The organism is Pararhizobium sp. LjRoot235, assembly GCF_964254145.1.
GTDB lineage: Bacteria > Pseudomonadota > Alphaproteobacteria > Rhizobiales > Rhizobiaceae > Pararhizobium.
Window position 1 is genome coordinate 2924320 of sequence record NZ_CAXUSP020000001.1, and the last position, 20638, is coordinate 2944957.

Here is a 20638-nt window from a genome sequence, read left to right on the forward strand (position 1 = left end):
TCCTTGGATAGATCTGTTTGGTTCAGGCGACGCGCAACACGGTCATCAGGCCTGCCATCTGGTGGTCCATGACATGGCAGTGCAGCATCCAGTCGCCGGGATTGTCGGCGACGAAGGCGACCTTGACGACGTCCTTCGGTGCCATCAGCACCGTGTCCTGCCATTGGCGGTGCGGTACGGACATTCCGTTTCGGTTCAGCACCGCCAAGCTGTGGCCATGGAAATGCATCGGGTGCCACCAGGCGGTCTCGTTGCGCATCACCAGGATGATGCTGCGACCGCGCTGGAATGTGAGGGCAGGCTGCATGCCGGCATGGCCGTCACCGGTCATCGACATGCCGTTGATCGTCCATGTCGGACTGCCGACCATGCTCATCATTCCATGCATCATCCCCCCGCCCTGCATGCCACCCATGCCGCTCATCATGCCGCCCTGGAGGGTCAGGCCATGACGCTCGATCGCGGCAAGGTCGGGTTCCGGCAAAGGATTGCGCGGCAGGTCAAGCGAGGCGTCGAGAGGGTGCTCGCGGACTGGCGGACTGTCGTCGTAGGCGAGCTGCGTCACCAGATAGGACAGGCCGTCATAGAAATCGTCGATGACGCCGTAGCGCCGACCCGGTTCGCCCTGCATGTCGAGCATGACATCGACGCGCATGGCGGGACCGAGCAGGATGCGCCTGCGCTCGGGCTCGTGCGGATCGCAGGGCTGACCGTCGATCGCGACGATCAAGGGCCTGTGCCCCTCAAAGCGCAACGCCATGATACGAGCGAGCGAGCCGTTGACGAGGCGCAGGCGGATGCGCTCTCCGGCCCGGACCGGTTCCGCCTCCGAGACCTGGCCGTTCAGTGTGACGGTGTTGCCGACGCGGCCGGACATCGCCGCCTCCATACGGTTGCCGAAGCCGGAGGCGATCCCGCCTTCGTCGGTCAACCGCCAATCGGTGAGCAGCCAGAGAAGATCGCGGTCGACGGCGACGGGTTGGCGTTCCTCGACGATCACCGGTCCGGCCAGACCGCGGCCGAGCTGCTCAAGGCTATTGGCATGCGGGTGGTACCAGAAGGTCCCTGCATCCGGCGGGGTGAATTCGTAGACGAAGCTCCCGCCCGGTTTGATCGGCGGCTGGGTCAGGCCGGGAACGCCGTCCATGGCGTTGGGCAGTCTGATTCCGTGCCAGTGGACGGTGGTCTCCTGGTCGAGCCTGTTTTCGACGACGAGACGGGCTGGCTCGCCTTGGCGCAGGCGCACGAGCGAGCCCGGTATGGTGCCGTCATAGGCCCAGACATCCGTCTCCGGGCGACCTGCACCAGCAAGACGCGCACGGGCTGGCGCGGCGACGATCCGGTACTCGTTGGAGCCCGCCGCGTGTCCCAGCAATGGCGGCAATGCAACGGTCAACAGGAGCCCAGCGCCAGTCCGGAGCAATCCCCGGCGCGACACTAGGCCATTGAATTGGGTATTCACATTCGATCCTTCCAATCATCGTGGATGAGGGAACGCATCGGCCCTTGGTGGGCTCTCTCACCGTGTTGGCCGCTCGGCGCAAAAACAGCGCATACGTTCGCTTGCCCGGCCCGGTCGCTTGACGCGACAGTCGGACATCAGCCGATGTCGGAGGTTCGTGGCGGATAGGGATCGGGCGGCAATGCTTTCCCGCGCAGGAGCGGGTCGCGCCTGGCAAAGAAAGCAAGCTTGCGAGGCTCGCGCATGAGCGTCGCTGCCGGAAGCATTGCGAACACGGCGGCTGCACAGACGACGCCGCAGGCCTTCATGCCTTTGTCAGTATGCTTGTCGGGGCAGTCCTGACAGTCGCCTTGAGCCGACATGTCCATCTCGGACATTGTCGCCATCCTGGCGTTCATGCCGCTTGCCTGAGCAACCGACAGGCTCATCCCCGCGGCGATAAAGACCGCGAGGACCAAAGCGTAGAGCTTTCGAGCCGACCAGTGTCTCATGACACGAAGAATTACGCCGAACTGGGTTAAAAACAAGCCATTGTTGCGTCTCATAGCGTTCGGCCGGCCGCCACGTGAACCGTCGATCGACGACGCGGGCGCATGCGTCAGCGAAAGAACAAATACTTGATGAGCGCCGCGATCGCGAGAACGATCACCACGATCCCGATAAGGCCCGCGAGCCCCATGCCCCACATCATTCCGCTGCCCATCATGTCGTTTATCATGGCTTCCTCCTGTCATTCCGCGGCCTCCTTCAGGGCCGTCACGTCTGCCCCGATCGAGGCCGCGCGGGCCTCCGAACGCGCCGAGAGCCGCCAACCCTTGACCAGCCCGTAGATCGCGGGGATCACCACAAGCGTGAGGATGGTCGACGAGATCATCCCGCCAATCATCGGCACGGCGATGCGCTGCATGATTTCCGACCCGGCACCCGTGCTCCAGAGGATCGGCACCAGGCCCGCCATGATCGCCACGACAGTCATCATCTTCGGCCGGACGCGTTCGACAGCGCCGACCATGATCGCCTCATGAAGGTCGGCTCGGGTGAAGTCTCGTCCTTCAGTCTCGCAGAGCGCGCGCTGCTCCCTCAGAGCCTGGTCGAGGTAGATGAGCATGATCACTCCGGTCTCCGCCGCAACGCCCGCGAGCGCGATGAAGCCGACCGCGACGGCAACCGAGGCGTTGAAGCCGAGCCACCACATCATCCAGATGCCGCCGACCAGCGCGAACGGCAGCGACAGCATGACGATCAGCGTTTCGGTCAGCGCCTTGAAGTTCAGGAAGAGCAGCAGGAAGATGAGCGCGAGCGTCAGCGGAACGACGATCGTCAGGCGGGCCTTCGCCCGTTCGAGATATTCGAACTGGCCGCTCCAGGCGACCGAATAGCCCGGCGGCATCTCAACGCTTGCCGCTACGGCAGCCTGGGCTTCCGCCACGTAACCTCCGAGGTCCCGGTTGGCGATGTCGACGAAGATGTAGACGGCAAGCTGGCCGTTTTCAGTGCGGATGGTCGTAGCACCGCGGGTGAGCTTGACCTCCGCGACTTCCCCGAGCGGGACCGTGCCGCCTCCCGGCAGGGATACCTGGACGTCACGGGCGATGGATTGCGGATCGCTTCGAAACGCCCGCGGATACCGGATGGCGACCCCGTACCGCTCCCTGCCCTCCACAGTCGACGTCACGACCTCGGATCCCAGAGCCATCGCGATGACGTCCTGGACGTCGTCGATGGAAAGACCGTACCGCCCCAGAGCCATGCGGTCTGGGATGATGTCGAGGTAGTATCCGCCGATGACCCGCTCGGCATAGGCGCTAGACGTTCCCGGCACGGCTTTGAGGACGGTCTCGATATCCCGTGCGACCTTCTCCATCTCCTTGAGATCCGTGCCGTAGACCTTCACGCCGACGGGCGTCCTGATCCCGGTCGAAAGCATATCGATGCGGGCACGGATTGGCATGGTCCAGGCATTGGAGACGCCGGGGAACTGCAGCGCGGCGTCCATCTCCTGTTTCAGGCTGTCGGAGGTGACGCCCGGCCGCCATTCGGATTTCGGCTTCAACGTGATGATGGTCTCGAACATTTCGGTCGGAGCCGGATCGGTTGCGGTCAGCGCACGCCCCGCCTTGCCGAACACCGTCTCCACTTCCGGGAACGACTTGATGATGCGGTCCTGCGTCTGCATCAGCTCGGCCGCCTTGGTCACCGACAGGCCTGGCAGGGTGGTCGGCATGTACATCAGCGTGCCCTCGTCGAGACTGGGCATGAACTCGCTGCCGACATGCTGCACAGGCCAGGCCGTGACGGCGAGAATGGCAATGGCCGCCATGATAGTCAGGGTCTTTGCCTTCAGGACGCCAGCAATGACGGGACGGTAAATCCAGATCAGCAGGCGGTTGAGCGGGTTCCTGTGTTCCGGAACGATGCGGCCCCGGACGAACAGGATCATCAATGCCGGCACCAACGTAATCGACAGCAGCGCGGCGGCGGCCATGGCGAACGTCTTGGTGAAGGCGAGCGGACCAAACAGGCGGCCTTCCTGCGATTCAAGCGTGAAGATCGGCAGGAACGACACGGTGATGATCAGCAGGCTGAAGAACAGCGCCGGACCGACCTCGCTTGCAGCGTCGATCAGGACTTCCGTTCTCGGCTTGTCCGGCGCGCGCTCCAGATGCTTGTGCGCGTTCTCGATCATGACGATGGCGGCGTCGATCATCGCGCCGATGGCGATGGCGATGCCGCCCAGGCTCATGATGTTCGAGCCGAGGCCGAGCGCCCGCATCGCCATGAAGGCGATCAGGATGCCGATCGGCAGCATGATGATGGCCACCAGCGCGCTGCGCACATGCAGCAGGAAGGCGATGGTCACCAGAGCGACGACGATCGATTCCTCGACCAGCGTGCCCTTCAGGGTCTCGATGGCCGCTTCGATGAGTTTCGAACGGTCATAGACGGGAAGGATTTCAGTTCCGGCGGGCAGGCTGTCCTGGATCGCCGCAAGGCTCTCCTTGGCATTCTCGATGACAGTCAGAGCATTGGCCCCAACGCGTTGAAGGACGATGCCGCTGGCGACCTCGCCCTCGCCGTTCAGCTCGGTGATGCCGCGCCGCTCGTCCGGGACCAGTTCGACCCTCGCCACGTCGGACAGACGCAGCGGAATGCCCGCGTTCGTCTTCAGGACGATGTTCTCGATGTCCTTGATGCCCTGCAGGTAGCCCTTGCCGCGCACCATGAACTCGAACTCGGAGATTTCCACGGTCCGGCCGCCGACGTCGCGGTTGCTGGTGCGGACGGCGTCGGAGATGTCCGACAGCGAGACGTTCTGCGCCTTCAGGCGGGCCGGATCGACGACGATGGAATACTGCTTGACGAAGCCGCCGACGCTGGCCACCTCGGCCACGCCTTCCGACTTGGAGACGGCGATGCGCACGACCCAGTCCTGCAGCGACCGAAGCTCTGCCAGCGACAGTTCCTTAGCGACGACGGCGTATTGGTAGACCCAGCCCACGCCCGTAGCATCCGGGCCGAGGCTCGGCGACACCCCGTCCGGCAGTCGGCTGGCAGCGGCATTCAGATATTCGAGCACGCGGCTACGCGCCCAGTAGGGATCGGTGCCGTCCTCGAAGATCACGTAGACGAACGACACGCCGAAGAACGAGAAGCCGCGCACCACCTTCGACTTCGGCACGGTCAGCATCGACGTCGTCAGCGGATAGGTGACCTGGTCCTCGACGACCTGCGGAGCCTGTCCCGGATAGTCGGTGAAGACGATCACCTGGACATCGGAGAGATCGGGGATCGCATCAAGCGGCAAGGTGCGCAGCGCATAGACGCCGCCCGCGATGGACAGCGCCGCGCCGAAGAAGACCAGCAGGAGATTGCGGGCGGACCACGAGATGATATGCGCGATCATGGCTTCACCTCGTCCGCCGTCATGGCGCTCAATGCTGCGTTCAGGTTGCTTTCGGCATCCAACAGGAAGTTGGCAGACACGACCACGCGGTCGCCGGCGGCAATTCCTTTGGTGATTTCGGTCATGTCCTCGCCACGGACACCGAGAGAGACATCCATCGGTTCGAACCTGCCCTCGCCCTTGTCGAGGAAGACGATCTGGCGGTCGCCCGTATCGATGACCGAACTATTGGGAACGGCGACCACCGCGCTTCCGGCTCCGGCCTCGATCTCAACCTCGGCATACATGTTGGACATCAGTCGCCCGTCCGGATTGGGCAACTCGATCCGGACCTTCGTTGTGCGGGTCTGCATCTCAACCTCGGGATAGATCAGATCGACCTTTCCCTTGAACGTCGTGCCCGGCAGATTGCGGACGATCACGGAGACGACCGCGCCCTTGCGGACGGAGCCCAGTTCGTACTCAGGAACGTCGGCGATCACCCAGACCTTTGACACGTCGGCGATGCGGAACAGGATATCTCCCGCCTCGGCCATCATGCCGCTCACCGCCATGCGCTCCAGCACGACGCCGTCGCGCGGCGACGTGTAGGCGATGCTCCGGGGCACCTTCCGCTCGGCCGCGATGCTGCTGATCGTCGCGCTAGGTACGCCAAGGTTTTTCAGTCGCAGCGCCGCTCCGGAATCCGAGTTCGCAGGTGCGCCAGCGATCCAGGACGCCGGATATCCGGTTTCGTACGCAAAACGTTGACATCGACCAACGGCCGCCCCTGTTTGCCGGGGGGCGGCCGTTATCCGGGCGCTTTGTAGCCGCGCAGCCTGTTATACGCGCTCTGACTACAACGTCTTTTTCGGATTCAGCAAAGGCGTGGTGGAAGTTTATGGCATTTACGATCCGGTAACCGGTCCGCTGACATTGACTGCGTATCGAGGTAGAAGTCGGTCGAGGGTCGAAAAATAGCCCGCTGTCCTCCAGCTTTCCCTGTTTCCGATAACGTACAGCGTCGTTTTCGCGCGGGTTACCGCGACATTCGCCAGATTTGGACGTCCGCCCGCCCACGAGCGGGCACCACCCTGCGAAGGCATTGGTGCGCCCAACACGAAGAACACGATGGCGGCCTCCCGCCCCTGCACCGTGTGGACGGTCCCTACCCTTTCGTTTACCCACTTCCGCGGGTTCTCGACCCATCCCTCGAGAATCCCGTCCCTTAGCAGCTCGTTGCGGAGGCTGTCTTGGACGATGACGAACGGGGTCACGATATATAGATCAGGCTCCCCGCCGCCGGCGCGCAGTTGGCGAAGCATCTTTAACAGGACCGCTCCCTCCTCCGCAGACCATTTGTCATGAGAGGAATTGCTGACCACGTTCGTCCATGCGGATCGTCCGAGGACTGGATTGTCTTTCGTCGGTTGTTTTGCTTGGACCATCAGGTTTGCGTAGGCGATCTCGTTCGAAATATCGAACATCGGACTGTTGCAACGACGGTGGACCAACAAGGGAGCGCCGACATGACGATGTCCGCTACCGATCGGGAACCGAGCACAGTAGATGCTTGCCGCGTCGGCGAGGGTTTGTACCGACGCCTCGGGTGCGTTGAACCGCAGCGGGTCGATGCCAAAGAAACCGCAAACCGTATCGGTCAGACTGTTGGGCAAGCTCACGACTGGCTCGATCTGAAGTGGGTCTCCCACAACGATTGAGCGCTTGGTTCTCATCATGGCACCGACGACGGCCTGGGGATTTGCCTGCCCCGCTTCGTCGACCAGCAACCAGCCCAGGCTCTCCGGCGGTAGGCGGGAGAACATGCGATGGACCGAGGCAAACGTGGTCGAAATCACGGGAACAACGAGGAAGAACGATGCCCAGAGTTCTGGAATGAGGGCGTCCTTCTCCGGAGTTCCCAGGGAACGTGTGCCGAAGCTTTCCATGAAGATCGAGAGGTTTTGTCTTAGGCAATCGGCGGCGCAATCGATGAAGGCGCGATGCAAGTGGATCGCTTCTTCAAAGACCTGATCGCGCATTACGCTTGTGCCTTTATCAAACCAGACATTCAGCAACTGGATTTCATCGTGCGGTCGGCCGAAAAATTCAGTATCGGGGATCGCCACTCCCAGCGCCGCTCGCGCAGGTATGGTAGTCCTTTCGAGGACTATCCGCTCGTTGTTGAGCTCCGAGAGCGTTGACATGATCTTGGCGACGGATTGTTTAAGGCGCTGTGTCTCGGAAGCAAGAGTTTGAGACTGGACCATCAGAGGCGATAGGACGCTTTCGTGTCGCTTGACGGTGGCCGAAAAACCGTCGTTTCTCGCTACCCATTCTCGATGAGGCGCGGTTCTGAAAATTCGACCGAAAATACCAGGGCGCGCGTTCGCATGTTGTCGCTTTTGCTCAAGGACACCGTCCAGCGCCTGTTGTTGCGTGCGTGCCGCCTGCGTTACGGAGGCCAACTGCCCCTCAATATCGGCTATCCTGTTTGCCAAAGCCGCGCGCTGATCGACGGCAGTCCTGTATTCAACGCCTATTTGGACAAGGCGATTTATTTGAACGTGAAGCTTTTGGAGATGTGACTGCCTCCCTTCAAGGCTAGATTTCGCCTTCTGGAAACGGGCTCTTGCTGCATCCCATCGTGACGCGGCCTCCATCGCGTTCTGAGGCGGGCGTTCACGCTCGATGATTTCGCGAAGCCGACGAATGGGTGGTCCGTCTTCCTGAGGGATCGTTACGATCTGTGGCTGGCCACTGCCGTGATTGAGATAGGTCGATAGGCCATTCTCTTCGTCTTTCCAGAAATCCTGTGAAAACTGGAATCGGTTGGATGACTTACCCAGGACCGCCGCGATCAGGCCCCATGTATCCCGCTTCAACACGTTGTTCGAAACTGCCTGAAAATAGCGTAGCTGTGGCGCATCGGTCGCGACGGCCTCGATCGACGGCAACTCCGCGCTGACGTTCTCAACGGCCTTGTTGTTCGATGACGCGACGACCATCTCGAAGCCTTTGAGGCGCTTGTCGAGCCTATAAAGAGAGATGGTTGCCCCACTGCGGGAAAAGCTTATGCGCGATTGTTCGAATGCTTCGGACGGGCGTTCGAATATTGCCATCACGGTGGCGCGCTCCACAACCCTTGCCGCGACGACGTCGCGCAGCAGAGTGGTCTTCCCAGTCCCAGGCGGTCCGTTTACCCCCAATATGCCTGTAGGCAATTGGTCTGGTCCGGTGGCGTTGACGGCGGCTTGCTGGAGAAGCGCCAGCGGATTACGACCATTGCCCGGCCAGCGGCCCGTTGGGGTCAGCTTAGGCTGCAACAATTCCTGCAAACCGATTGTGTCCTCCAACAAGTCCGTTCGTTTCGTTGGGGAGTTCATCCCGAGATAGTGCGAGAGAGCAAGTGGAACGCTGTTCCCATCCACCAGCGTCCGTGCAGTAGCCAGGTCTTCGAGATAGAATGAATTCATCAGGTTCGGTTCGGGAGGATTTTTGTTCCCAATCCACTCGAACCGTTTGATGACGAAATAGGGAGCCTTCGTTTCGAGACCGCCAAGTTCGAGCGCCTGGACGAGCCAGTTATAGACGTTTCGGATGTGCCCCTTGGTTAGAGGCGCAATTTCGTTCGCGCGATTTCTCGAGACGAGCTTTTCTCGGAGCGCCGCCGTCAGCAAACGCTCCTGTCGTGGCCAATCAGCTAGTCTTCGGAGGTCGCCCCGCAATGCCACTGGCACTCCCCAGGCGAAGCTGGATATCGATGCGCTGGTATCTTCTTCAAGAGGCCGTCCTTCCTTGTCGAGAATGACGCTTGCGATCGGGCTGAACCCCTTCACAGTCGGCCGCTCGGGCCGACTGTCAGAATAGACCTTCAACAGAGCTTCAACAGAGGGAGCCATGGCAACGGTCCCGAGGTAGAGTTCGAAATAGAGGCGCTTCTTGGGTCTCGATTTTTGGCTTATCTCCCACGGAAGATCGTCCTTATCGAACATGGCCAACGCCGACCTGTCTTCCGGCACCAGGTCAGTTTCCTTTTTGAAGCCCTGTGGCGACAAAACTTCCAGCGCGGTCCAAGCGCTAAGGATATCACCTGCCTTATTGGTAACCGGCGGAATTTGAACTAGACGGGATGGCTGAGGCTGTTCCACCGCAGGACGCCTGTCCGCCTTCGGCTCGACTTGCCCCTGTGGTGTCGATGTCCGCGATCGTTCCTCCGGCGCTGACGGCCGCGTTTTCTCTAATGGTCGGGAGACAGCCTGTTCGTTGGCGATACGCTCTCGCAACGCAGCCGCCTTCTGGGTCGTACGATAGCTCAACTCTATCGTCAGTAGCTCTGACGTTCTTCTATCTTTGTTGCTGGCTTTATAAATTGCCTCCAACTCGGCGACATTTTTGGAGAGAAACGGTCTTTTCGACATCAATAGGAACCTGTGAATGCGGTTTGTACGCAGTCTTCAACCAGTGTGCCGGGAAATGCAACCGGCGGCGCTCGAAGTCACGGTCTGTCCATGCGGCAAGGGTGGCCGGCGGGATCATGCCTCTTTCGTAAAACGTCGACCCGGGCTAGCCTCCCGCGGTAATTCTGCTTCAAGGGCGCTGATCGCAACAAAATGACACTCGCCGATTCGAGCGCTACGCTCCCCGAAAACTCGGAAAGATTGATGCGTGGCGGCATGTTTTTGAGAGTGGAACCTGCGATGCTAAGCAGCGGTAAATAGCTTTCACCGCGGCAGGAGGGGATCGCTCCCGATGCCGATCGTCTAGTTCGAATGAGCGCGCAGTCGGGCGTCCCATCTGGCGCGTATTCACGACGAGCCGCTCAAACCTTGGAACTCCGGGCCGTTTCTCGCAGTCATGCTCCCCCTTTCAGGGCCGTTCTCAATTCCCAGTTGTTTCATCGAAAATTCAGATAAACAATACGATAACGATTCAGGTCGGCCGCAGGCGCGACAACGCGAGGATACACTTCAATGGCGCGCCCCGAAAACTGGAACAAGCTCCTCGAGCTGCACCTCCGTCAAAACCACGGTACGGCATTCCAGGCATTCGTCAGTACCGTTTTCGGGCGCGTCTACGGAGATGCCTTCGTTCCGATCCGCGCCCACAGAAATGCTGGTGACGATGGTTTGGACGGTTTTCACACGTCCGACGGCACCGTCTATCAGTGCTACGGAGCCGAAAACGGGGTGAGCAAGAAGCCATCCTATGTCTGCAATAAAATGGTCGCCGACCACGAGAAGGCGCTCAAATCGGGTATCGGGATGAGCCGATGGAAGTTCCTGCACAACATGGTCGACGGTCTTACGGCCGACATGACCGTCACCCTGAACGATCTGATCAAGCGGGGAAAAACAGACGGCGTTGAAGTCGGCCATTTCGGTCTGGAGGGCTTTCGCTCGATGTTGCGAGGCATGACCGACGTAGATTGCCAGGACATCATCGGCTTCATGAATTCCTCGGACGTCGATCGAACCATGCTGCCGGCCGCGTTGTCTCTCGTAATCGCAGACCTTGTGAAATCGTTCAACGTAGCCGTGGACCAATCCAACGGCACGTGGGTCGTTCCCGTGGACAAACTGGCCTACAACGATATTCCGCCCAATTGGCGGCTCCAGATGCGCCAATATTACAGCTTTTCTCCCGAGGTCCAGGCCGCCCTTGCGACGGTTGACAGCGACACCGTGACGAAAGGTATCCGAGGTCTTTACGAAGACTTCCGCAATCAGGGTCTCAAGCCCCAGGACATCCTTCACGAAATGCACGCGGCGATCATGGGAAGGATCACGCAGGAAAACATGGAGTACCGCGAACCGGCGGCGATGGCTGTCTTGGCGACGATGTTTGAAGTCTGCGTGATCTTCGAAGAAAATCCCGTATCCACGCCCGCGGTGCTGATCCATGATCTTGCCAACTAAGTTCCTGCCGGCCGAACGGTCGCTTATCGTCATAGGAGGCGAAATACTCGGTCTCCTCGGCGATGGCCCGCGCTCGGTCAGCGAACTGTGGGAACGCATCCGTGCAGACAAGGCTCGCAAGTACCCGGTCGGATACGACTGGTTCACGCTTGCGCTGTCCCTTCTCTACATGATCGATTCCATCGACATGACGTCGGGCCTATCGGACTGAAGAACAGGACCACGACATGATATTGGGAATCGGGAGCTCGATCGAAACTTTCAAGACCATGACGTTCCACCAAGGTCTCAACATCCTGCTCGCCGAGCGGAACACGGAGTCTGACGACACTGATACCCGAAACGGGGCTGGTAAGTCGAGCGTTGTCCAGATCGTCCATTTCCTGCTCGGCGGGGACAAGACCGGCGACATGTTCTTCCGTTTTCCCGAAATGGCAGACGCATCGTTCTGGGGCGAATTCGAGTTTTCGGGCATCCGCGTCAGGGTGCGCCGAGACGTGGGCAACAGCGGCATAGTGTATCCCGACTTTCAGGGCGGCATCCCGGACGGCGTTCACGTCTCGACCGATGTCTTCGGTGTTATCACGATGGAGAACTCCGACTGGACCCGCTGGCTGGGGCATGTCGCATTCCGCCTGCCTCTCGAGCGGAAGCGCGAACCGTTCAGTTCGCCGCACGCGCCGACGTTCCGTTCGATGATGGGATATTTCGCACGACGTCGCGAGGATGGCGGTTTCCTCGGTGCCCGGCAGTATCACAAGAGGAGTCGGAAGGCGGAGCGCGGATCGCCTTGTCCTACCTCTTCGGGCTCGACTGGACGCTCTCTCTCGAATTTGAAAAGCTGCGCGAGGAACGGGCCAAGCAGAAGGCGGAACGCAAGCGCCTGACTGCCAAGCTCGATCCCAAGACGAATACGATATCCCGCATCTTCAATGCTAAAACAGCGGCCGAAGCCGATGCGGTGAAGCTTCGAGAGGACGTGTCCAATTTCCAGGTCGAACAACATTTCCACGAGCTGGTCGCGGAGGCCGATGCGGAGAGATCAAAGCTTGAAAAGCTTGCCCGGGAATCGGCCAGGCTCACGATGTCGTTGCGTCACCTGAAAGAAAGCCTGGAGCAGGAGGTCCCGGCCGACGCGGAGGCCGTCGATCGTGTTTACAGAGAAGCCGGAATCAATCTTCCGGGATCGGTGACGAAACGGTTCGAGGATGTCAGGAATTTCCACGAATCCATCCTCACTAATCGCCGCGTCCATCTGGGGGAAGAACTGGCATCAGTCGAGGCTAGACTTGGTGAGATCGACGGGGAGAAGGTGCCGCGGCTAAGAGGCGTTCCGAGATACTCACCCAGCTCGAAGGCAAGGGGGCGTTCAGCGATTTGGCTTCCATGACGCAGAGGCTCGCCCAAAAAGAGGAGACCCTCGCACGGCTCGAAAGCCAGCTTGAAGATGCCCTGTCCCTTCAGACCAAGACGACGAAAACCAAGACGGTCGAGAACTCGCTCCTGCTGCGCCTGCAAAACGACCTTGCCGCGCGCTCGGATGTGATTAGCGATGCCGTGAATGCAGTGCGCGAGGCCCGGACATCGCTATACGCCGACCGTTGGGGCACATTCGAAATCAATCCCCTCCCCACGGGACCCGAGTTCAAGGTAGAGATCGAAAGCGGTAACAGCGGCGGCATCGCGAGCATGGAGATATTCTGCTTCGACTACGCCCTCTATAAGGTCGTCACCACCAGACTCGGCGGTCTCGGATTTCTCATTCACGACAGCCACCTATTCGATCCCGTTGACAGTCGACAGAAGGCAACGGCTCTGGAACTTGGCGCGTCTCTGACGGCTGAGGTTGGTGGCCAGTACATCGCAATGTTGAATTCGGACGAATACGAAAAGCTGGAATTTTCGGCTGGGTTCGACGCGCCAAGTCGGGTCCTACCCGTCGTCCTCGAGGACACACTTGGCGGCGGCCTTTTTGGGTTCCGGTTTGGCTAGCGCTGGAGCTATGCTTTCCATGGCAAGCTCCAGACCCCGATATCATCGATACTCGTCAAATGGTTGGAAACCGAAAACGGACAGCGGGAAGCGGGATCGACGGCCGACCGCTCTGTTTGGTGGCTGGCCATCGGTGTCCCGCGTGACACGTCAGTTGTCTCGATTCGGTTTCGGTCAACAGCCGCCGCCCGGATGTCTATTGTTCTCGCTCGCAAAAATGGAAAAAATCCACCTGGGCCCCTAGGACATTCCGGTATTTTGTTCTATTTTTGTTCCCCATGAGCATCCGGACCCAACGCCTAACATCGCGAATACGCTGACCGTCACACGGCCATGATGGCCGTCGGGCGTTTCTCGTTGTTGAGGTCCTTCTACATGACTGTTTTGCAGAATACCGCGGCCATTGTCGCCGTCGGAGGTGTTGCCTCCCGGAAGTCTTTCTTTCCCAGAACCACGATCAAGTGCGAAGGCCCGGCCGTCTTTCGATCTCAGGTCGCTCGTGACGTCGCCTGCCTCCTCGATGTCGATCACTCAGTTCGGACCTGGACGTGCAATCCACCGTCCCTGCTGGTTTCCGATCATCATTACGCATGCGATTTCTTGGTGACCGACAACTCGGGTTTTGAAGTCATGCTCGACGCCCCCGATCGAAGCGAGACATCGACGGCTGGGTTGCTGAAATCGGCCGCAAAAAGCGCGGGCTACGAGTTTCGAACATTTGAAAGGACCGATCTCTATTTCGGAAATCGCCTTCGGAACGCGAAGGACCTCCTTAGATACGGGAACTATCTCGTAACGCTTGGCGATCGTGTTCGTCTTCTCGCCGCCCTGGATGAACATGGTGCGCTCACGGTGGCTGAATGTCTGACAGCGTTCTCCGAAACCAAACCAATCGGAGGCCTTGCCTGCATGATCCTGAATGGTTTCGTGGACGTGGACCTGGACGAAGCGCTTATAGGACCCCGGACGACGGTGAAACGGATATCGGCGGCCTGACGCCGTTCGCCGCAATCGTTTCATCGAGGTCCTCAGAGAATGCGTAAGAGTTTGCTCAAGTCATCTACAAATCCCATCGACGAGTTCGCAGAGCGGACTTGACATGAGCTCCCGCTTGCAGCGCAGCTGGCCCTCGTGGCCCTATCCCGCGTGCTGAGGCATTTCCTTCGCAGTTCGAAAGGTTTCGTCGCGTCGGTAGTGGTTCCGGAGGGGACCAACATCCATCCCTACTCGGCGGCGGCCCATCGGCTGCTCGGAGACCCATTTGACGGAGCGCATATTCGCAACCCCTCCGATGTCATCGTAATCAAGGATGACCCGGACCTCAGCGACATCACCAAGCTCACCAGATACAACGGAACCCGGCGAGTGATCATCCTGCTGGCATTCGAGGAGTGGGTGACGGACGATGTTCGCCTGCTCTCCGACGTGACCGCTGCCTTGCCTCGTCCGACGGCCATGGACATTAAGATCGCGGCCAAGAGAATGGGGTTCGGTAGGATCGGTGACGCCGACGCCGAATTCCTCATGACCCACGACATCACCAGGCTTTCGCTGATGATGAGGCGCGGACGCTCGGTGGACGCCATGATTGCCCGACTGCGTCGATACCCCACTCCTCCCGAAGCCCCCGCGCCAGACAACGCCGATCCCGGCCCGACACTGCATGACCTCCATGGATTTGGACCCGCGGCGACGTGGGGAACTTGCCACTGATCTCGCAGACTGGAGGAGCGGAAAGCTGACCTGGAGCGATGTGGATCGCGGCATGCTCCTGTCCGATCCGCCCGGCTGCGGGAAGACATCGTTCGCTGCGGCACTGGCGAGGACGTGCGGAGTGAAACTTGTACTCGCGTCAGCCGCTCGCTGGCAGGCGATGGGGCATCTGGGCGATCTCCTCAAGGCAATGAGACGCGCCTTCGACGACGCGACGAAGAATTCGACGTCGATCCTGTTTATCGACGAATTCGACAGCTTTGGCGACAGGCAGGCACTGTCCGGAGACAATGCCAGCTACTCGCGGCAGGTGGTAAACGGTCTTCTCGAGTGCATGGACGGTGTCCGTGGCCGAGAGGGCGTCATCGTCATCGGGGCGACGAACTTCCCCGCCCTGATCGACGAGGCATTACTGCGTCCGGGACGGCTCGAACGCCATTGCGCCATCCCCCTCCCCGAGAAAATGCAGACATATGTGATGAACCACATCAAACCTTGGCAAGCGATTGGTCGAGGTCGGCGATGATGTCGGCGATGTCCTCGATGCCGACCGACAGGCGCACGACTTCCGGGCCGGCCCCCGCCGCCGCCTGCTGTTCCGGCGTCAACTGCCGGTGGGTCGTGGATGCCGGATGGATGACGAGCGAGCGGGTGTCGCCGATATTGGCGAGGTGCGAGAACATCTCCAGTCCCTCGACGAAGCGTTTCCCCGCCTCATAGCCATCCTTCAGGCCGAAGGTGAATACCGCGCCAGCGCCCTTCGGCGAATATGTCCGCTGAAGCGAGTGGTTCGCATCAGCCTCCAGACCAGCGTAGCGGACCCAAGCGACCTTGTCATGCGTGCTGAGCCAGGTGGCGACCGCAAGGGCATTGTCGCAATGGCGCTGCATCCTGAGCGGCAGCGTCTCGATGCCCGTCAGAAGAAGGAAGGCGTTGAACGGCGAGAGAGCCGGGCCGAAGTCGCGCAGGCCTAGCACGCGGCAGGCGATGGCGAAGGCGAAGTTGCCGAAAGTCGCATGCAGCACCATGCCGGCGTATTCCGGGCGCGGCTCCGACAAGATCGGGTATTTGCCCGATTTCGACCAGTCGAACGTACCGCCATCGACGATCACACCGCCCATCGAGTTGCCGTGTCCGCCCATGAACTTGGTCAGTGAATGCACGATGATGTCGGCGCCATGCTCGATCGGCTGGATCAGATATGGGGTCGCCATCGTATTGTCGACAATCAGCGGCAAGCCGTGCTTTTTCGCGACCTCCGAGATCGCCGCAATATCGACGAATGTCCCGCCTGGATTGGCAAGGCTCTCGATGAAGATTGCCTTGGTGCGCTCGTCGATCTGGCTTTCGAACGACGAAATATCCGCCGTATCGACCCACCGCACCCGCCAGTCGAAGGATTTGAAGGCATTGCCGAACTGGTTGACGGAGCCGCCATAGAGCTGGCGCGCGGCGAGAAAATTGTCGCCCGGGCTCATGATGGCGTGGAAGACCAGCAACTGCGCCGCATGGCCGGAGGCGACGGCGAGCGCTGCCGTGCCGCCTTCGAGCGCCGCGACCCGCTCTTCCAGCACCGCCTGCGTCGGGTTCATGATGCGGGTATAGATGTTGCCGAAGGCCTGCAGGCCGAACAGCGAGGCGGCGTGATCGGCATCGTTGAAGACGAAGCTCGTCGTCTGATAGATCGGCGTCGCGCGCGCGCCCGTGGCCGGATCAGGCTGGGCGCCGGCATGAATGGCAAGCGTATTGAAACCTGGATTGTTCTTCACGGACATATTCTCCCTCGCCCAAGATCGGCGCACTATTCCAGAGGCCACAGCTGCTGGTCAAAGACTGTTTTACTGGATATACACGCTGGGCGAGTATGGATTTCCAATCTCTGGCCGGATGCCAGCGGCGCCGTCAGCCGACAAGACGCGGATATTCGATCGCCGGACAGCGGTCCATGACGACCTTTATGCCTTGCACTTCCGCCTTTGCCGCCGCCTGGTCGTCGCGCACCGACAATTGTCCCCAGATCACCGTCGGGCGCACTTGCAGAGCCAGGATTTCATCGACCAGCGCCGGGAGGGCATGGGCGGCGCGGAAGACATCGACCATGTCGATAGCCTCCGGGATATCGGCCAGCCGGGCATAGACCTTCTGTCCCTGGATCTCCTTGCCGGCCTGCCCCGGATTGACCGGGAAAACCGTGTAGCCCTTGCGCAACAGGAACGCCATCACCCGATGGCTCGGCCGCTCGGGGTTCGGCGACGCGCCGACAAGTGCAATCGTCTTCGTCGATTTCAGAATGTCGGAGATATAAAAATCCGGATAGGCATCATGGTTCATCGTCGAAGTCCACCTAAAGCAATCGTCGCGCGATAATTGGGATAGCCCCCTCCACTGTCAACCGATCGGATGGCGCTTTGAATACAAATCCAAAGGCCGACAGCGTCCGCGGCGTCGCCAAAACTGGCTATCCGTCAGAATCGGGTTGCTTTTCCCGATGCTCGCCTTCAGAAAATGCAGGTATCCGATCGTCTCGCGTCCCTGAAGGTTCATCTTGCCCCTCGACGTCATCGCTCTCGTTCTGTTCGGGGCGTTACTGCACGCGACCTGGAATGCGCTGGTCAAGGCGGGATCGGAAAAATCGCTCGATGCGGCGATGATCGCCCTCGGCGCAGCGGCCGTTGCGCTGCCCTTCCTTCCCTTCATGCCGCTGCCGCATCCGGATGCCTGGCCGTTCATCCTCGTGTCGGCGGTGTTCCAGTTCGTCTATTTCCAGCTTGTGGCCGCCTCCTACCGTGCCGGCGACATCGGTCTCGTCTATCCGCTGATGCGCGGAGTGGCACCCTTGCTGGTCGCAATGACGAGCGGCGCGCTCATCGGGGAGAAACTTTCGCCTGGCGCGCTGGCCGGTGTGCTGACGATCTCGACCGGCGTGCTGACGCTCGCCTTCGAGGCGCGCAAGGGCGGCAAACACGCCATCCTCCTGGCGCTCGCCAATGCCGTGGTCATCGCCAGCTATACCTATGTCGACGGCATCGGCGCCCGCATCGCGCTCAATCCGATCTCCTACACGCTCTGGATGGCCTTGCTGCCGCCGGTCCTGTTGTTTTCCTGGGCCTTCATCTCGCGCGGCGTCAAGCCCGTCCTGCGCCATGTCCGTCATCAATGGTGGCGCGGCCTGATCGGCGGTGGCGGCTCGATCGGCGCCTATGGCTTGGCGCTATGGGCGATGACGAAGGCCCCGGTCGCAACCGTCGCGGCGCTGCGCGAAACCTCGATCCTCTTCGCCATCGTCATTTCCATCGTCTTCCTCAAGGAGCGCATCAGCATCTTCCGCATCGCCGCCGCCTGCCTGATCGCACTCGGGGCTCTGATGCTGAAGCTTGCTTGAGAAATCCGCTGAAATAACGTATGTACAGGATTACGTACAGAGGATCCATTATGAACGTCATCAGCCTTTCCGAGCTTCGCGCCAATATGGCAAGGCATTTCGACCGGGTCGAGCAGGATCACGATGAACTCATCGTAACACGGCAGAACCGCGAGCCGATGGTCGTTATGTCGCTCAGCGATTTCGAAGGGTGGAAGGAGACGATGTATCTGCTTTCCAACCCGGCGAACAAGGAACGTCTTTTGCGGTCGATCGCCGAGCTTGACGAAGGCAAGGGCATCGCAGTCGATTTTGACGCACTTTCGTCCACCAAATGAAGATACATTTCTCGCAGGATGCGTGGGAAGACCTCCAGCATTGGATCAATACTGACGAGAAATTGCTGCAGAAGATTTTAGCCCTGCTCAAGGAGTGCCAACGCGCGCCCTTTTCCGGAACGGGCAAGCCAGACCCCCTCAAAAATGAGCTTAAGGGCTGGTGGTCTCGCCGGATCACGCAAGAGCATCGGCTGATCTACCGCGTCACGGGAAGTGGAGAAACTCAAGCACTCGAAATTGCCGCCTGCCGAAACCACTACTCCTGATCAATTCTCTTTCCACTCCGGCATGCGCTTGCCCAGAAAAGCCCCGATCCCCTCTTCCGCGTCACGCGCCAGCATATTCTCCACCATGACACCCGTGGCGAAATCATAGGCTTCGGCGATACCCATCTCCACCTGCCGGTAGAACACTTCCTTGCCGATCTTCAGCGCCTGCGGCGATTTCGAGGCGATGACGGCAGCGTATTTGTTGACGACCTGCTGCAGATACGGCTTTGGCACGATGCGGTTGACGAGGCCGAAATCCTTTGCCGTCGAGGCATCGATCGTCTCGCCGGTCAAAAGCATTTCCATCGCCTGCTTGCGGTGTGCTGCGCGCGAGACGGCGACCATCGGTGTCGAGCAGAACAGGCCGATATTGACGCCGGGCGTGCAGAAGGTCGAGCTATCGGTGCAGATCGCCAGATCGCAGCTTGCCACCAGCTGGCAGCCGGCAGCCGTCGCCAGCCCGTCGATCTCGGCGATGACCGGCTGCGGCAAGCGGTTGATCGCCAGCATGAGGTCGGCGCAAAGACGGACGGATTTTTCAAAGAAGGCCCTGCCCCTGTCGTCGTCCGCGCGATGCGTTGTCAGTTCCTTGAGGTCATGGCCTGCCGAGAACAGCTCTCCGGAAGCGGCCAGGATGACGACACGAATGTCGGCGGATTTGGCGGCGGCGGCGAGTTCCGCCATCAATGCTTCCATCAGCGCGATCGACAGGGCATTTGCCGGAGGATTGTTCAAGGTCAGCCGCAGCACATCGCCCGAAACTTCCCGCAACACCAGGCCATGCAGGTCTTGCCTGCGCAGGGAAACCACGTCTGCCATGTCTTTTATCCTCAGTCTCGTGTCTGGTCTGGGCTTGGCCGGATAAACTTGGCCGTATCAGCGCTTGGTACGCCGCAGCGGCTGGGGTTTCAAGCGCCCGGCCATGCTCGATGCCGGGATTTCGCAGCTTGCCGGCGACGAACTGGTGGCGCAAGCAACCGCGCCCCATTCGGGTCCATCAAAATAAATTGTGGTATTATAATACCCCACTGCTAACCGACTGTTTTCTATAGGCAATTTTTCAAACCTGCCAGAATCGTAAGCTTGACGGCACTTCGTCCCTTGCGTATAAGCCGCAGCAGATCGCGGTCCTCTCGGGCCGCTTTCATTTTTGGCTGACTTTCGGGTCCGCCAATTCAAGCAACAAGAAACGCCCGGGCGGCAACGCGCCGGGTTCCAAACGAAAGAGTTTCAACATGTCAACCTTCGTTCAGAAGCCTGCAGAGGTGGAGAAGAAGTGGATCCTCATCGACGCCGAAGGCCTCGTTGTTGGTCGCGTCGCTTCCCTCATCGCCAACATCCTGCGCGGCAAGCACAAAGCAACCTACACCCCTCACGTTGACGATGGTGACAATGTCATCGTGATCAACGCCGAGAAGGCTGTCCTGACCGGCAAGAAGTACAGCGACAAGAAGTACTACTGGCACACCGGTTACCCGGGCGGCATCAAGGAGCGCACCGCGCGCCAGATCATCGAAGGCCGCTTCCCGGAGCGCGTTCTCGAGAAGGCTGTCGAGCGCATGGTTCCCCGCGGTCCGCTTGGCCGTCGCCAGATGAAGAACCTGCGCGTCTACGCCGGCACCAACCATCCGCATGAAGCACAGCAGCCGACCGTCCTCGACGTCGCCAAGCTGAATGCCAAGAACACAAGGAGCGCCTAATC

18 protein-coding genes and 1 pseudogene are annotated in these 20638 nt (G+C 60.1%); 11 read left to right on the top strand and 8 right to left on the bottom strand.

Annotation, left to right across the window (positions count from 1 at the left end; translation table 11 throughout):
- Nucleotides 1-22: 22 nt before the first annotated feature.
- The 5 genes and pseudogenes from ACSQ2Z_RS14120 to ACSQ2Z_RS14140 form a co-directional block, all read right to left on the bottom strand.
- On the bottom strand, nucleotides 23-1462 hold the full coding sequence (locus ACSQ2Z_RS14120; protein WP_436081301.1) for a multicopper oxidase family protein: 1440 nt from the start codon (nucleotides 1460-1462) through the stop codon (nucleotides 23-25).
- A 137-nt stretch (nucleotides 1463-1599) separates the two neighbouring features.
- Nucleotides 1600-2007 (bottom strand): hypothetical protein, encoded by a 408-nt coding sequence (locus ACSQ2Z_RS14125; protein ID WP_436081300.1) that lies wholly within the window; start codon nucleotides 2005-2007, stop codon nucleotides 1600-1602.
- A 185-nt stretch (nucleotides 2008-2192) separates the two neighbouring features.
- A complete protein-coding gene (locus ACSQ2Z_RS14130; RefSeq protein ID WP_436081299.1) occupies nucleotides 2193-5366 on the bottom strand; it encodes an efflux RND transporter permease subunit in 3174 nt (1057 codons plus the stop codon).
- Nucleotides 5363-6052, bottom strand: a pseudogene (locus tag ACSQ2Z_RS14135) (efflux RND transporter periplasmic adaptor subunit); the annotation flags it as partial. The gene ACSQ2Z_RS14130 and the pseudogene ACSQ2Z_RS14135, both read right to left, overlap by 4 nt.
- Nucleotides 6053-6253: 201 nt before the next feature.
- Nucleotides 6254-9766, bottom strand: a complete 3513-nt coding sequence (locus tag ACSQ2Z_RS14140; protein ID WP_436081763.1) for a DEAD/DEAH box helicase — start codon at nucleotides 9764-9766, stop codon at nucleotides 6254-6256.
- 552 nt (nucleotides 9767-10318) lie between these two features.
- Between ACSQ2Z_RS14140 and ACSQ2Z_RS14145 the strand changes: the two genes are divergently transcribed.
- The 7 genes from ACSQ2Z_RS14145 (at nucleotide 10319) to ACSQ2Z_RS14175 (ending at nucleotide 15494) form a co-directional block, all read left to right on the top strand.
- Nucleotides 10319-11263 (top strand): ABC-three component system protein, encoded by a 945-nt coding sequence (locus tag ACSQ2Z_RS14145; protein ID WP_436081764.1) that lies wholly within the window; start codon nucleotides 10319-10321, stop codon nucleotides 11261-11263.
- Nucleotides 11247-11474: an ABC-three component system middle component 6 gene (locus tag ACSQ2Z_RS14150; RefSeq protein ID WP_436081765.1), complete on the top strand. Its 228-nt coding sequence runs from the start codon at nucleotides 11247-11249 to the stop codon at nucleotides 11472-11474. The genes ACSQ2Z_RS14145 and ACSQ2Z_RS14150 overlap by 17 nt, the downstream gene beginning before the upstream one ends.
- Nucleotides 11475-12053: 579 nt before the next feature.
- A complete protein-coding gene (locus tag ACSQ2Z_RS14155) occupies nucleotides 12054-12653 on the top strand; it encodes an ABC-three component system protein (RefSeq protein WP_436081766.1) in 600 nt (199 codons plus the stop codon).
- Complete coding sequence (locus tag ACSQ2Z_RS14160; RefSeq protein ID WP_436081767.1) at nucleotides 12650-13255, top strand: DUF2326 domain-containing protein; 606 nt, start codon at nucleotides 12650-12652, stop codon at nucleotides 13253-13255. Before ACSQ2Z_RS14155 ends, ACSQ2Z_RS14160 begins: the two co-directional genes overlap by 4 nt.
- A 375-nt stretch (nucleotides 13256-13630) precedes the next feature.
- The gene (locus ACSQ2Z_RS14165) at nucleotides 13631-14251 is read left to right on the top strand and encodes a hypothetical protein (RefSeq protein WP_436081768.1); all 621 of its coding nucleotides are present in this window, start codon (nucleotides 13631-13633) and stop codon (nucleotides 14249-14251) included.
- Nucleotides 14252-14386: 135 nt separating this feature from the next.
- Nucleotides 14387-14968 (top strand): hypothetical protein, encoded by a 582-nt coding sequence (locus ACSQ2Z_RS14170; RefSeq protein WP_436081769.1) that lies wholly within the window; start codon nucleotides 14387-14389, stop codon nucleotides 14966-14968.
- 52 nt (nucleotides 14969-15020) lie between these two features.
- Nucleotides 15021-15494: an ATP-binding protein gene (locus tag ACSQ2Z_RS14175; RefSeq protein WP_436081770.1), complete on the top strand. Its 474-nt coding sequence runs from the start codon at nucleotides 15021-15023 to the stop codon at nucleotides 15492-15494.
- On the opposite strand, the gene ACSQ2Z_RS14180 is transcribed toward ACSQ2Z_RS14175, so the two are convergent.
- Together ACSQ2Z_RS14180 and ACSQ2Z_RS14185 are read right to left on the bottom strand one after the other, a co-directional pair.
- Nucleotides 15457-16737, bottom strand: coding sequence for an O-acetylhomoserine aminocarboxypropyltransferase (locus ACSQ2Z_RS14180; protein ID WP_436081771.1), 1281 nt, complete (start codon nucleotides 16735-16737; stop codon nucleotides 15457-15459). The two genes, ACSQ2Z_RS14175 and ACSQ2Z_RS14180, sit on opposite strands and share 38 nt — an antisense overlap.
- Nucleotides 16738-16870: 133 nt before the next feature.
- Nucleotides 16871-17299 (bottom strand): CoA-binding protein, encoded by a 429-nt coding sequence (locus ACSQ2Z_RS14185; protein ID WP_436081772.1) that lies wholly within the window; start codon nucleotides 17297-17299, stop codon nucleotides 16871-16873.
- A gap of 214 nt (nucleotides 17300-17513) precedes the next feature.
- On the opposite strand from ACSQ2Z_RS14185, the gene ACSQ2Z_RS14190 reads away from it, so the two are divergent.
- Genes ACSQ2Z_RS14190 through ACSQ2Z_RS14200 form a run of 3 tightly spaced genes read left to right on the top strand, consistent with a single transcriptional unit; the run spans nucleotide 17514 to nucleotide 18933 of the window.
- Complete coding sequence (locus tag ACSQ2Z_RS14190) at nucleotides 17514-18350, top strand: EamA family transporter (RefSeq protein WP_436081773.1); 837 nt, start codon at nucleotides 17514-17516, stop codon at nucleotides 18348-18350.
- Nucleotides 18351-18400: 50 nt separating this feature from the next.
- On the top strand, nucleotides 18401-18667 hold the full coding sequence (locus tag ACSQ2Z_RS14195) for a type II toxin-antitoxin system Phd/YefM family antitoxin (RefSeq protein ID WP_436081774.1): 267 nt from the start codon (nucleotides 18401-18403) through the stop codon (nucleotides 18665-18667).
- Nucleotides 18664-18933, top strand: a complete 270-nt coding sequence (locus tag ACSQ2Z_RS14200; protein WP_436081775.1) for a Txe/YoeB family addiction module toxin — start codon at nucleotides 18664-18666, stop codon at nucleotides 18931-18933. Before ACSQ2Z_RS14195 ends, ACSQ2Z_RS14200 begins: the two co-directional genes overlap by 4 nt.
- Here ACSQ2Z_RS14200 and ACSQ2Z_RS14205 read toward each other — a convergent pair whose 3' ends face one another.
- Nucleotides 18934-19755, bottom strand: coding sequence for an enoyl-CoA hydratase (locus ACSQ2Z_RS14205; protein ID WP_436081776.1), 822 nt, complete (start codon nucleotides 19753-19755; stop codon nucleotides 18934-18936). It lies immediately after the preceding gene.
- A 416-nt stretch (nucleotides 19756-20171) separates the two neighbouring features.
- Between ACSQ2Z_RS14205 and rplM the strand changes: the two genes are divergently transcribed.
- A complete protein-coding gene (rplM, locus tag ACSQ2Z_RS14210; RefSeq protein WP_113006048.1) occupies nucleotides 20172-20636 on the top strand; it encodes a 50S ribosomal protein L13 in 465 nt (154 codons plus the stop codon).
- Nucleotides 20637-20638: the final 2 nt, after the last annotated feature.